The 13,111-nt window shown below is 68.0% G+C and carries 9 protein-coding genes and 3 pseudogenes; 10 read left to right on the top strand and 2 right to left on the bottom strand.

The genetic code is table 11. From position 1 onward, the window contains the following. The first annotated feature begins 198 nt into the window (after positions 1-198). From ACWIHY_RS39145 to ACWIHY_RS39135, 3 genes are all read left to right on the top strand, one after another. The gene (locus ACWIHY_RS39145; protein ID WP_069933560.1) at positions 199-1,605 is read left to right on the top strand and encodes an IS1380 family transposase; all 1,407 of its coding nucleotides are present in this window, start codon (positions 199-201) and stop codon (positions 1,603-1,605) included. A 259-nt stretch (positions 1,606-1,864) separates the two neighbouring features. Next, on the top strand, positions 1,865-2,182 hold the full coding sequence (locus tag ACWIHY_RS39140) for a hypothetical protein (RefSeq protein WP_454381430.1): 318 nt from the start codon (positions 1,865-1,867) through the stop codon (positions 2,180-2,182). Positions 2,183-2,253: 71 nt separating this feature from the next. Further along, on the top strand, positions 2,254-3,363 hold the full coding sequence (locus tag ACWIHY_RS39135; protein WP_454381428.1) for a glycosyltransferase family 4 protein: 1,110 nt from the start codon (positions 2,254-2,256) through the stop codon (positions 3,361-3,363). 235 nt (positions 3,364-3,598) lie between these two features. Here the strand turns inward: ACWIHY_RS39135 and ACWIHY_RS39130 are convergent, their stop codons facing one another. Further along, positions 3,599-4,324 carry a hypothetical protein gene (locus ACWIHY_RS39130; RefSeq protein ID WP_454381427.1) on the bottom strand — a complete coding sequence of 242 codons (726 nt, stop codon included), beginning with the start codon at positions 4,322-4,324 and terminating at the stop codon, positions 3,599-3,601. A 34-nt stretch (positions 4,325-4,358) separates the two neighbouring features. Here ACWIHY_RS39130 and ACWIHY_RS39125 point away from each other — a divergent pair. The 7 genes and pseudogenes from ACWIHY_RS39125 to ACWIHY_RS39095 all read left to right on the top strand — a co-directional run. Next, a pseudogene (locus ACWIHY_RS39125) lies at positions 4,359-4,667 on the top strand (hypothetical protein); the annotation flags it as partial. 13 nt (positions 4,668-4,680) lie between these two features. Further along, positions 4,681-5,124 carry an NUDIX hydrolase gene (locus ACWIHY_RS39120; RefSeq protein WP_454381426.1) on the top strand — a complete coding sequence of 148 codons (444 nt, stop codon included), beginning with the start codon at positions 4,681-4,683 and terminating at the stop codon, positions 5,122-5,124. A 777-nt stretch (positions 5,125-5,901) separates the two neighbouring features. Further along, positions 5,902-6,603 (top strand): FxsA family protein, encoded by a 702-nt coding sequence (locus ACWIHY_RS39115; RefSeq protein WP_454381425.1) that lies wholly within the window; start codon positions 5,902-5,904, stop codon positions 6,601-6,603. Between the two features lie 293 nt (positions 6,604-6,896). Next, positions 6,897-7,197 (top strand): annotated as a pseudogene (locus tag ACWIHY_RS39110) (helix-turn-helix domain-containing protein); the annotation flags it as partial. 150 nt (positions 7,198-7,347) lie between these two features. Continuing rightward, positions 7,348-9,336, top strand: coding sequence for an ABC transporter ATP-binding protein (locus ACWIHY_RS39105; RefSeq protein ID WP_454381424.1), 1,989 nt, complete (start codon positions 7,348-7,350; stop codon positions 9,334-9,336). A 396-nt stretch (positions 9,337-9,732) separates the two neighbouring features. Next, on the top strand, positions 9,733-10,647 hold the full coding sequence (locus ACWIHY_RS39100; RefSeq protein WP_454381423.1) for an NUDIX hydrolase: 915 nt from the start codon (positions 9,733-9,735) through the stop codon (positions 10,645-10,647). Positions 10,648-10,807: 160 nt separating this feature from the next. After that, entirely contained in the window at positions 10,808-11,068 is a 261-nt protein-coding gene (locus ACWIHY_RS39095; protein WP_454381422.1) for a hypothetical protein, read from the top strand. Between the two features lie 218 nt (positions 11,069-11,286). On the opposite strand, the pseudogene ACWIHY_RS39090 reads toward ACWIHY_RS39095, so the two are convergent. Then, positions 11,287-13,023, bottom strand: a pseudogene (locus tag ACWIHY_RS39090) (helix-hairpin-helix domain-containing protein); the annotation flags it as partial. Between the last annotated feature and the right edge of the window lie 88 nt (positions 13,024-13,111).

Below are 13,111 nucleotides of genomic sequence, written 5' to 3'. Positions count from 1 at the left end.
TGCTGTGTCCCGGCCTCCGCTGGCACATCACCAGAAGTGACGAACTACGCAACGTCACCAGGGGGATATTCCTGCCCTAACGCCTCACCGGCGAGCGTCTGACCTGCACCGACGTGCTAACTCACCGGCATTGTTCTGAACTGGGACGATGAACCTTGTCGAGGGGTTCTGTCGTCGTCAGAGGAAGGCACATTCTGCGTGCAGGCTATCGGTTCGCGTCCCCGGCTCGTCATATCCGCCGATGGAACGGGGGTGGTCGGGCACGCTGGGGCACGGTTGCTTTCGGACCTCGCCGATGCCACCGGGTTGACCACCGCGTACTCCGCCGCGCTACGGCCACTTCGGCCGCGCGGGACCGGACACGATCCGGGCCGCGTCGCCACTGACCTGGCGGTGATGCTCGCCGACGGCGGCGAGGCGATCGCGGACCTGTCCGTGCTACGAGACCAGGGCGAGGTGTTCGGCCCGGTGGCCTCCACGCCCACGGCCTGGCGCCTGCTGGCCGCGGTTGACGGGAACGTGCTCGACCGACTGCGCTCGGCCCGTGCTTCAGCGCGGGAGATCGCCTGGCTGCAGGCCGCCGAGCACGGCGAGGGCATCCCTGCCGTGAAGGCTGGCGGACGCGAACTGCCCGGCCTGGTCTTGGACATCGATGCCACGCTGGTGACCTGCCACTCGGAGAAGGAACAGGCCGCACCCACCTACAAGGGCGGCTTCGGCTACCACCCGCTGTTGTGCTTCCTGGCCAATACCGGCGAGGCCCTGGCGGGGCGGCTGCGACCCGGCAACGCCGGAGCCAACACCGCCGCCGATCACATCGCGGTCCTCGGCCATGCCCTCGCGCAGATCCCCGACGCCCACCGCTATGGCACCGACATCCTCGTTCGCGCCGACAGCGCGGGCAGCGCAAAAGCCTTCCTCGCCCACCTGCGGACGTTGCGTGAGCACGGCCCGGACCTGCGGTTTTCAGTCGGATGCGCGGTTACCGAGCCGGTCCGCCGCGCGATCCGGGCCCTGCCCGACGGCCTCTGGCATCCCGCCCTGGACCAGGACGGCACCCTGCGCGAGTCCGCCGAGGTCGCGGAGCTGACCGGCATGGTCGACCTGAACGGCTACCCGGCCGGCACCCGCATCATCGTGCGACGCGAGCGTCCGCACCCCGGCGCCCAACTGTCGCTGTTCGACCAGGACGAGGGCCTGCGGCATCAGGTGTTCCTCACCGACACCCCGTTCGCGGGCGGTGGCTCCGCGCAGTTTCTGGAGGTCCGCCACCGCGGACACGCCACCGTCGAGGACCACATCCGGTGCGGCAAGACCACCGGCTTCGGCCGCTTCCCCTCCCGCCGCTTCGAAGCCAACGCGGCCTGGCTGGAACTTTCCCTGACCGCGATCGACCTGCTCGCCTGGACCCGCGTCCTGCTGTTGGAAGGTGAGCTGGCCACCGCCGAACCCAAGAAGCTCCGCTACCGGCTGCTGCACGTCGCCGCCCGCCTCACTCGCGGCGGCCGCCGTCTGCGCTTGCGGATCTCAGCGACCTGGCCCTGGAGCAACGAGCTGGCCACGGCCTTTCACCGCCTCGCCGCACTGCCCCGCCCGGCCAACTGACAGCTACCCATCCTGCCCGCCCACACCCGAAGGACCCCGGAGAACCCGACCACCGCGCCGGGCACTCGCCATGCCCACCGACCGACACCGCCTCGAACAGCCACACTCAACCGCCCAGCAACCCCAACCGAAACGGCGAGGTTAACCCCACCTGTTCGCCCGGACTACGCTGCACCCGTCCCAGGACGCGGCATCAGTCACCTTCCAGGGCGCTGATCTCGGCACGATCCAGAGAGCCGCGCCCGGACTGATCGGCCAGATGATCTTCCGCGAGATCCGGTACATGGCCCGCTACCAGCAGCTGTACCACTGCTTCGAGAAGGCCAAGGCGCTGGAGGCGAGGGACTACTGGAACAACGAAGGCGTCCTCACCCCCTTCAACGGGGTCATCCCCAAGGGAGAAATGGGAATCAATCCCGCCTACCCACGATCGGCAGTCCGAGTATGGACGGCACGACCAGACAGCAAGGGCTACCTGCACCCGGACGAGGAAATCACGGCCGTACTCACCCCGCACCTCGCATCGTGGTGGGCGCCACCCCGCCAACGCGAGATGCACAACACCACCGACCAGTGACGAGTCGAGCCCGCCCCGGTAGCCCGATCACCGATCCCCACCCGACGGCCACCCGTGAACGGGGTACCCGCATGAACGCCAAGCTCCTGAACATCCTGACCGGCATCAACCGAGTCTCCGAACCCTCGTCCGGGAGCATGATCCTCGCCAACGACCTCTACCGCGCGATGCCCGAAACCCGCACGACCTTCCTAGGTAGAGAACCGGTCAATCAGGCATGGAGTGCCGCGTTTGATCAGCTGATCACCCTCTCCACGTCCAAACGCCCCCAAGGCCCGGACTTCGACCCCTACGTCGACGAGCTGACGCGTGAGGTCGGTGCGCTCATCGAGAAAACCAGGCCGGATGCCATCCACGCCCAGTACCTCGGCTTCGCTCTCAGCCTGGCCTTCGCCCGAACCGCTGGCAACATCCCGATCATCGCCATCGCCCACGGCCCCGACGTGATGGCGGCCGAGCGCAACGTGCGGGAACGCGAAACCCTGCATGAAGTTGCCGCCGCAAGCACCGCGATCGTCGCCCCGACCTCCGCCCTCGCCGACCGTATCGACCGTCTCACCGGACATCGATTCACCGATCTGCTCACCGTCATCCCGTGGGGCATCCCCTTGACCTACGCTCGCGTACGCGACCAACCGCCTGACGGAACCGGACCACTGTCTCTGGTGCACGCCGGCCGTCTGGATGACAACAAGTCCACAATCACCGCCGTCGAAGCCCTCGCTCTGACCGATCAACCGCACCACTTGACCCTGATCGGCCACGGATTCCTGCGGGAGGATCTGGAACAGCGAGCTGTCAACCTCGGGCTGCGGGACCGAATTCAGTTCGAGCCGTTCCTGCCCCGCGCCGAACTGTGGCGCCGCCTGCCGAACTTCGACGCCTTCGTCTTCACGACCAGGGGCCTGGAAGCTTTCGGGCTCGTCCTCATTGAGGCCCAAGCCCACGGGCTTCCGGTCACCTACTCCGATCTTCCCGGTGTGAAGGAAATCCTCGGGAGCGCTGGCGTTCCCTATACCCCTGGCGACCCACGCTCACTGGCCGTGGCCCTCGACGAGATGGGCCGAGACTTCCGCCAGCGCAAGGCCCTGACCAAGGCGGGTCTCAATAACGCGCGCCGATACGACATCACTACCACCGCCCGGCAGCTTCGCGAACTGACATTGAGCGTTGCTTCCTAATACTGCAACCGCATCTGCATGACGGATGTGGTGTGGGGCTCGTTGGTGTATCTGTGTGCCCATGAGCTGACGGTTGAGCAGGTCGAGTCGCGGTACTCGTTCGGAGCCACCCGGGGCTCCGAGGCGGCCCCGGCCGCGGGCCCTGGCGACCTCCGGTTCGGCCCTCCCGGGTACCGCACCGGCTCGCTCCGGTCGGGCGGCGAGCAGTGCGCGGCGGGTCGCCTGCCGGCGCCGCCTACGGCCGCAGCTGGGCCGCGAGTGCCTCGGCGACCTTCCTGAGCGACTCGCCGGCCAGGGCCGGGTCCGCCTTGGTGACAGTCGATCCCTGGGAGACCACGAGCGCCAAGTCGCCCTTGCCCACCACCGCCACCCGTGCGACGGCGGCCGTGCCCCGGCCCGGGGTGACCCTGGTCTGGCCGATCCCGGGCTCGTCCTTGGAGAACGCCATCACCTCGTCAGCGCTGAGGTTGCCGAGGGCGGCGATCTGCGGCAGCGCCAGGTTCACCGCCACCTCGCCCTCGGACACGGCCACGAGGTCGATCTCCATCGGGGCTTCCGAAGCCGTGAAGTTGCAGACGACGGACGCGTTCGGCGGGACGGCGGGGATGGAGGGGAGCCCGGACGGCGTGGACTGCCCGCTGGGCCAGGCCTGGGCCGGGCGGCCCGGGTCGACGGTCCCCTGAGCCGCGGGGTCGCCGCCGGACGCCGTCGGGGTGACGGTCCGTTCGGCACCGGCCGCCTTCAGCGCCGCCGCCGGGTCGAGGCCGAAAGGGCAGGCCGACGTACTCGTCAGCTGCTTCGCCGTCGAGGCGACCCGGTCGTAGGACAGCCTCTCACCGCCCGAGGCGGCCCCGCCGGAACTCCCGGACGAGGAACAGGCGCTCCCGGCAAGGGCGATCCCGGCCGCGCCGGCCAGGGCGAGGATGCGGCGGTACTTGGCTGCTGTGCGATCAGCTGTCATCCGGTCAGCCTAATCCTGCAACCACATCTCCGTGATGGATGTGGTGTGGGGCTCGTTGGTGTATCTGCGTGCCGATGAGCTGACGGTTGAGCAGGTCGAGTCGTGGTTCGAGGGGATAGCCGGGTTCCATGCCCGCACCGCGCATCGTTTTGGCAGGTCGGAGCCCCGCGATCGGGCGCTGGACTACCTGGCCGGGCTGCTGGCTCCGTTGGAGCGGAAGAACGGCTGGACGCTGGCCGAGCAGGTCGGGCAGCTGCGTCCGGACGGGGTCCAGCGCCTGCAGAACCTTTCCCACTGGGATGAGGACGCGGTCCGCGACGACGTGTGCGATTTCGTGGTGGAGACCCCCAGGGACCATGAACCCGCAACCCGCACAACCCGTCATCGACACGCACGTCATCCTCCGCGACGGCGACAAGCTGCTCTTCTCCCAGCGCGGCGGCCCCTACGGCTACGGCCGCTGGCACATGCCGTCAGGCAAGCTCGACCGAGGCGAGCCCCTGACCGTCGGGGCCGCCCGGGAGCTGCTGGAGGAGACCGGCGTGGCAGTCGATCCGGACCATCTGCGGCTCGTACAAGTCGTGCACCACAAGCAGAGCGAGACCGTGGAGCGGATCGGCTTCTTCTTCGAGGCCACGCAATGGAGCGGGCACCCGGTGAACAAGGAACTTGCCAAGTGCCTTGGCTTGGAATGGTTCACCGTTCACGAGCTGCCCGAGGACATCATCGAGTACCCGCGGGAAGGGCTGCTCGGCTATCTGCAAGATACCGGCAGCCTGGCGGAGCATGGCTGGAAGTAGCAATTGGTGCGCGGCAACCAAGTCGGGGGCGGCTCCACATGCCACTGGTGTGCGCGCCGCCCCCTTCTCGCGACCTCATCGGTTGGCGTAACGGAAATGCAGTGCTGCCTGGTCTTTCCCAGTGTCGCGGACGGCCTGGAAGGAGGACTCCCCGGCCCTTCCCGGACGGTTCGCCTGTCTCCCCCTCTGTCGTGATCAATCGGTTGGCCTTCAGGAGGTCGATCCAGATCGTTGAGGCGCGGAGGTGGAGGCCTGCGAAGGAGATTCCGGATGTCTTGGCGCTCGAAGCGGGAGTGTCCCACCGCGGGCTGCCTCTCCTGCCACATACGCACCACCCGCATCGCCCGGGGTGATCGGACTCTGACCGAGTGTCAGTACCGCCTGCTTTGATGGGCACTTCGGTGAGCAGATCAGGAGGGGGAGGCCAGCGGTGCCGTACATCCAGGCCTACACGAAGGCGGACGGAACCTACGTCCGTGGGCACTATCGATGGGCAGCAGGAGCGCGCCATGAGATGGCGATATTAGCCGTGGTCGTGGTCGCAATTGTCGGCATAGGGAACGGCAACATCAGCACCGGCACGGGAAACGGCCAGGCACCCAGGCCGCAGAAGACAGCTACGCACCCGATCACTTTCGCGGACCACGGTCGAGCGGTGAAGCCTCGTCCGCAGAAGTCGGTGACATACCCGATCCGCTTCCCCAAGGTGGAGCGAAAGCCTGTGCCACGGCCGTCTGTGTCGTACCCGATCCGGTTCGAGACCAGCGGGGGCGGGCAGTGAGCCGCCGCCGGCCGCCAGCGAGGCGCCGCACGTCCCGTAGGAGCAGGCGACAGCAGCAGAGAGAGGCACGGGCCATCGCCTATGGCCTGGTTGCCGTCGTGGCCATAGCGCTGTTCGTCGCAGTGGTCAACTGGATCGGCGACCACCCCTGGGTGCTCCTGGTGGCTCTCGTCCTTGGCACGGCCGTGGCGGGCGGATGGTTGTACCAGCGTCAGCAGCGGGCGCAGTGGGAGCAGGTCCGGGCCCGCGGCCTGCGGTACGCGATGAGTCAGCTGGACTCGCTCCATCACCGGGAATTCGAGCACGCTATACGGGACCTGTTGAAGCGGGACGGCTGCGCTGATGCGGTACAGGTCGGCGGGGCAGGCGACAACGGAGCGGATGTGAAGGCCACCGACCCGTTCGGACGTCGTTGGGTCATCCAATGCAAGCACCGCCGCAATGGCCTGGCCGGCTCACCTGTCGGCACCCCAGACCTGCATGTCCTCAACGGCACCGCCCGCCAGCTCCACGGGGCAGACGTTGTGGTCCTCGTAACGAACGGCCGCTTCACCTCCGGCTGTCCCCCGCTGGCCAAGTCGCAGAAACTCCACCTGGTCGACCGCAACCTGCTCGGCACATGGGCCGCCAGCGGACGGCCACTTTGGGATCTTCTCCGAGCGGTGCCACCACCACGGCGCCCGACAGCACTGTCGTAGACCCCCTGGACAGATGTGCGCTTCCGACAGTGGCCCAAGGTCCTCAGCCAGCGGCGGCCGACGAGGGGCCGCGAGGCGCAACGGCCGCACCTGGTGGTGTTCCTGGTGGCACCGGAGTGCTCGATCCGGAGAAGGTGATCGACGACCGCAATCGGTGAAGTGGCGCGGAGCGGACGCGGCCTATCCGTGGACGGGTGAGGTTTCGCAGGCTGCGGCCACTGCCTTCGGCTCGCCAGGGTGATTCTTCTCGAAGTCTCCCTTGTTGTCCGGGTGTTGCCTGTATTTCGTGGTGTATGAGGTATGCGGATGGGGGCGGGTTGACCGCGGCGGGACGACAGCGTCGGGAGTCGGTACGGATGCAGGCGGCCGAGTTGTTCGAGCAGAAGATCAAACCGTCGGAGGCTGCGCGGCGGCTGCAAGTGAGCGTGAAGTCTGCCTACCAAGCGGCACCAGTTGTGGCGGGAGAGCGGTGTGCAGGCACTGACCTCTCGGGGCCCGAGCGGGTCACGGTGTCGGCCTTCCCCGCGGTGCCTGGAGAAGCTGGCCGTGTATCTGGAGCAGGGGCCGGCCGCTCACGGATGGGTGGAAGACCGGGCGCCGCGCCGGACAAGCACGAGGGGTTGTTCTGCGTGCCAATGCGGAAACCCCACCGAATTGCCACTCCTACACCATCACTGACTTCCACATGCTCACCCACGGCCCGTCCTACCGGGCTCTGAACTGGCCGTCGCAGGGAGACAACGAGTGAAGCGATTCTTCGGCAAGGTCCACATGGCGGAACCGCAGATCTCCGATGCAGAGCGAGAACTCTTCGGCGGGCCCCTGCGCTACGACATGGGCTGGTCCCAGCACGAGCATGCGGGGCTGGACTTAACCATGCGCTCCGCGCTACGCCAGATGCCCGGACTCATCAGCACCACCCTGCGCATGGCCTGGAGCGCGGATCACCGCGCGCTCGTAGCCGTGGCGGTCAGCGAACTCGGCCAGGGCATCGCTGCTGCCGTCGGCCTGCTTGCCCTCAACGCGGTCATGCACGCCCTTCTGGGCGCTGGCGACGCTGTCGAGCGGCTGCACGCCCTGCTGCCGGGGCTGCTCGCCGCCACCGGCGTTGCCGTGGTGAACTCCGTTTTGGCCGGCTGGTCGACATCCCGGGCGGGACGCCTGGAACCGGTTGTGGAGCGGATCGCGACGACGCAGTACCTAGCCGCGGCAACGTCGGTCGAACTCGAAGCCATCGACGATCCGGACTTCCGCCGCCTGATCGACGTCGCCCAGTACGGGCCAGCCGCTGCGCGCCAAATGATCGGCGCCTGCGTCTCCGCGCTGAACAGCACCATCTCGCTGATCGCGACGGCGAGTGTCCTCACCATCTTGCACCCAGCGCTGCTGCCCATGCTCCTGGTCATCGCCGCCCCTCGCGGCTGGGGAGCCATGCGGGTCGCACAGGAGCGCTACGTGTCGAGGATGAGCTGGATCGAGCACCTGCGGGCCAGCCGTCTCATCGGGAACCTTCTCACCGAGCGAACAGCTGCCCAGGAAGTACGGATCCACGCCGTCGGTCCCTTCCTCCTCGACCGGTACCGGCGCATGGCCGCGAGCGCGGAATCGGAACAGGCACGCCTGGCATCCAGCAAAGCCGTCACCGAATGGGTCGCCTCCGCACTGTCCGGGCTGGCGATGGCCGCCACCTACAGCACCATGATCTGGCTGGTCATGGCCGGGCACATGAGCCTCGCCGTCGCCGGCACCGCCGTGATCGCCGTACGGACCGGGTCAGCGAGCCTGGGCGCCCTGGTGATGAACATCAACCAGCTGCACGAAGAGTCCCTCTACGTCCGGGATCACGGACAGTTCCTGGTCGAGGCCGCTCAACGCGCCATCCCGCAGACCGGCGCTCCCCTCCCCGCCCAGGTGAGACAGGTCTCTCTGGAGCGCGTCACCTACCGGTATCCCGACCGCGACGTACCGGCCCTGGACGACGTGACGCTCACCTTCCCCATGGGATCGGTCATCGCCGTGGTGGGCGAGAACGGCTCCGGCAAAAGCACCCTGATGAAGATCCTCTCCGGTCTGCTCCTCCCCCAGACCGGATCGGTGAGGTGGGGCGACTTCGACGTCTCGGGCCTGGAGCGCTCCCAGGTCTTCGACCGCGTCTCGCTTCTCACTCAGGACTTCCAGCGGTGGCCCGTAACCGCCGCGATGAACATCCGCATCGGGCGCCCCGGCCACGAGTCGTCGACGCAGGAGCTTCAGACATCCGTCGACTTCGCCGGAGCCGGATCCGTCACTGCCAAACTCCCCAACGGCCTGGACAGCATGCTCGGCCGCATGTTCCGCGGAGCCATCGAACTCTCCGGCGGCGAATGGCAGAAGGTGGGCCTGGCCCGCACCCACTGGCGCAGCTCAACATCGCAGGAGGACAGCGTCCTCATCGTTGACGAGCCGACCTCCGCCCTCGACCCCGAAGCCGAGATCGCCGCGTTCGACCGCATCCGCCGCCTCGCCGCCCCGCACCGAGCCGTCGTCCTGGTCACCCACCGTATGTCCGGCGTCCGCCACGCCGACCACATCTACGTCCTCAACCAAGGGCGCCTCGCCGAACACGGCACACACGACGACCTCATCGCCAAATGTGGCAGATATGCCGCCATGTTCGACACACAGGCCGCCCAGTACGCCGCGGCCCCGAACGTCCCTAAGCCTGCTTCGCCCAGCGTCGCAGACAAGGCATGACCCGCCCCACCGAAAGGTATAGCCATGGCCTCCTCCCTCCGCCAGCACGAGCTGCCTCGCAGTCCGTCCTATCAACAGCGCGCGACCGGAGCGCGGAAGACCTGACGATCGGTGCACCACGGTGCGGTTCCTGAGTGCGGGCGCGCCGAGTCGGTCATTGGCGCTGGGAGGTCACCTCTTTCGGGCCGCGTGATATCTGGGCGGAGATTCATGACGTCGCTTACCGCTGGCGCGCGGCCGGCTCACCGCACACCTACCGGCTTCAGATCGACGCCGACCACGTCCAGCGGGTGACCAGCCGCTGCGGCGCCCTGTCCTGGACGCTGCCCGACGGCTCGCAAACCGGTACGGGGGCGAGGGGCGACCTTGACCCTCTCTTGGAGAAAGGCGACAGCCATGCATGCTGATCCCGCCACGGCCACCAGCACGGCCGTGATCCTCACCAACAGCCGCAGGCAGTACCTGCTGCACCTGCGCGATGCACACAAGCCGATCTGCGATCCGGGCACGTGGTCGCTGATCGGAGGAGGCCCCGAAGGACAGGAGACGCCGGACGAAGCGATCGTCCGCGAGCTCCGCGAGGAGGCCGACCTCGTCATCCCCGGCCTGACGCACTTCACCACCGTGGGTGCCTCGGGCCCCCACGTCACCGAGGGCCGGATCCAGGTCTACCAGGGCCGGTGGGACGGCGACGCCGACCGGCTGCCGGTCACCGAAGGCATCATGTTCCGCTGGTTCGACGTGGACACCATGGTCCACCTCTCCATGTGTCCCTGGGCGTACGAGGCGATCCTCGCCCACCATGCCAAGAACCCCCTCAGCGAGCACGCGCCGGTACCCGAGCAGCGGCCCGGGGCATCACAGGGCGGTGCGGGGGCCGTGAAGAACGTGATCGGTGCCCACCTCTACTTGGAGCGCGACGGGCACACCCTGCTCGGACTACGCCATCCCGACGTCGCGTTCGCCGCCGAACAGTGGCACGCGCTCGCCGGACACGTCGAGCGGGAATCGGTGCGGTCCTGCCTGGTCAGGGAGGCGGTCGAGGAGGCCGGTCTCGTCATCAGGCCGGAGGACTTGGACCTGGTGCACACCGTCCACCTTCTCGACCACGCCCATGCCGAGCCGCGCATCCAGCTCTTCTTCCGAGCGACGGCGTGGTGCGGAGAGCCGGAGGTACGCGAACCGGACCGGTGCGTCCGCTGGGAGTGGTGGCCGCTCGACGGCCTGCCAGAGCCGATGGTGCTCTACACCCGTGCGGCCGTCCACGGCATCCGCTCCGGCCAGTCCTACTCTGAGATGGGATGGGCGTGAACGTCGAACCGCCAATGCCCAACCGCTCCGATGAACCGTCCGTCGGCCCGGCCCCCTTGGGCGAGGCGCTGTTCGGTTCGGCGGCCGGCGCGTATGCCCGCTACCGGCCGGGTGTGCCGGACGGCAGCCGTAAGCCTCCTCGCCGCGACCTTGCACGGGGGTGCCCGCACCAGTCCTGCTGGACTTGGGGACGGGGACCGCGCAGGTACCCCGCGCGCTGCTGCCTGTCGTCCCGCGGCTGGCGCACGTCGACCTGGTCGACATCAACCAGCAGATGCTCGCGCAGGCGATGTCCGAGCTCGAACCGCTCCTCGGAGCGTGCACGGTCTGCGCGTACTGCGGCGAGGCCCACACCTTTGTCCCCGAAGGGCCCGGGGACAAAGGTGTGGGCAGCCCTGGACCGGCTCAGAGCAAACTGTGAGCAACATGACGAGCGGGACAGAAGCGATCAGCTGTCCGGCGAGGACAGCCATAACGGCTGAGGGTCCCAGCACATCCCAAGGCTCTGCAGAAGAGGCACTTCCCTATTCAAGCGTCGCAGTGGTACGCCTCACGAACCAGGGCACACAGGTCCGGGTTGACCAGGCGGTCAGGCATTACGCAGGTCTCGTGTGTGCGGGGCGACGCTGCTGAGGGCCATCCGGCGCTGCCGGGGCTGGTGTGGCCGAGGCGGGTGAGGTCGGCGGAGCGGGTTCCGGCGGGCTGGAGGTCGGCGTAGGGGTGGAGGCGGGCGCCGGCGGTGCCGTCGGGGAGGGTGCGGGACGGCTGGGGTTGGGCGGGGGTGGGTGCTGGGGTGCGGCCGAGGATGTCGAGGACGGCCTGGGGGCCGTGGGTGCGGCGGGCGGTGGCGAGTTCGTCGAGGTTCCAGGCCATTTCGCCGACGACGGTGCGTCGAGGTCCGCGGGCCTCGACGGTGCCCCGGATCAGCAGGAGGCCGTTGTGGAAGATCGTGTGGGCGCATGCTTCGTGGGAGTCTTCGAAGAAGGCCGCGTCGACCAGACCGGAGCCGTCCTCGAGGGTGAGGAAGATGATCCGGCGGCCGGAGGCGATCGGCGGGGTCTGAGTGGAGGCGCGCACCCCGGCGACGAGGACGCGCTGGCCGGGGTGCATGGCGCGCAGATGCGCTGCGTCAGTGGCGCCGATTTCGCGCAGGAGCCGGTGGTGGTCTTCCATGAGGTGGCGGCTCACGTCGATCTTCAGCACGCCGAGTTCGGCGTCCAGTTGTTCGCGGGCGGTCATTTCCATCAGGCCGGCCGGTCCGGCGGCGACCAGGGTGGCGTCGAGTGGGAGTTGTCCGGTGCCGGGGCGGGTGCGGGCGTGGCGGTGGATTTCGGCGGCTTGGAGGAGGAGGTCGCGTCGGGTCGCCTCCCCTTTCAGTTTGTCGAGGGCGCCGATCTGGATGAGGCGTTCGATGACGGGGAGTTTGGGGTGGGCGCGGGCGTAGAGGTCTTGGAGGGAGGTGTAGGGCTGGCCTGCGGTGATCCGGGTGACCTCGTCTTCTGAGATGCCTCGCACGGTGGCGAGTGAGATGCGTACGCCCCAGCCAGTGGGTGTCTTCTCGACTGTGTAGGTGGGCTTGGAGTGATTGATGTCGACGGGCAGGACGGGCACGTTGTGGCGTCGGGCGTCGGAGACGATGACACGGGGCGGCCACATGCCGGGGTCGTGTTCCAGCAGTCCTGCGTACAGGGCGGCGGGGTGGTGGGCTTTGAGCCAGGCGGACTGGAGGGCGGGAACGGCGAAGGCGACGGCGTGTGCTCGGCAGAATCCGTACGCGCCGAACGAGGAAACGATTGCCCAGACCTCGTCGAGGACTTTCGTGCTGTAGCCGCGTTCGCCGGCCTTGGTCCGGAACCAGTCTTCGATCTTGGCAAGGCGCTGCTCGTCGGCGAGGGCGCGGCGGGCGATCTCTCCCAGGGCGCGGTCGCATCCCGTCATGACGGAGAAGATGTCGATGATCTGTTCGTGCCAGATGGTCACTCCGTAGGTGTCGCGCAGGACGGGTTCGAGGTCGGGGTGGGGGTAGGCGGGGGCGGCGCCGTGGCGGGCGGCGATGTAGAGGGCGGGCATGCCGCCTTTGACCGGGCCCGGGCGGAAGAGGGAAATGTCGGCGATGACGTCTTGGGGGCCTCGGGGCTGGAGACGGCCGACGAGGTCCTGCTGGCCTGGGCTTTCGAGCTGGAACATGCCGACGGTGTCGCTGTCCTGGATCAGCTTGAACGCGAAGACGTCGTCGAGGGGGACGTGGTCGGGATTGTCCAGGTCGATCTGGCGCCCGTCCGTACGCCGGATTTCCGCGACGGCGTGCGCCATCGCGGACTGCATCCGCACTCCGAGGACATCGAGCTTGAGCAGGCCGAGGTCCTCCACGTTCTCTGGGGGTTCAGTGGGGGTGGTGTGACGTTGCAGAAGCCCTCTCATAGGGTCCTACTGCAACAGGTCTCAGGGGGTGTGGCTCTGCGGC

It is taken from the genome of Streptomyces sp. NPDC055287, assembly GCF_053646035.1.
This window is presented reverse-complemented; position numbering and strand designations above follow the sequence as displayed.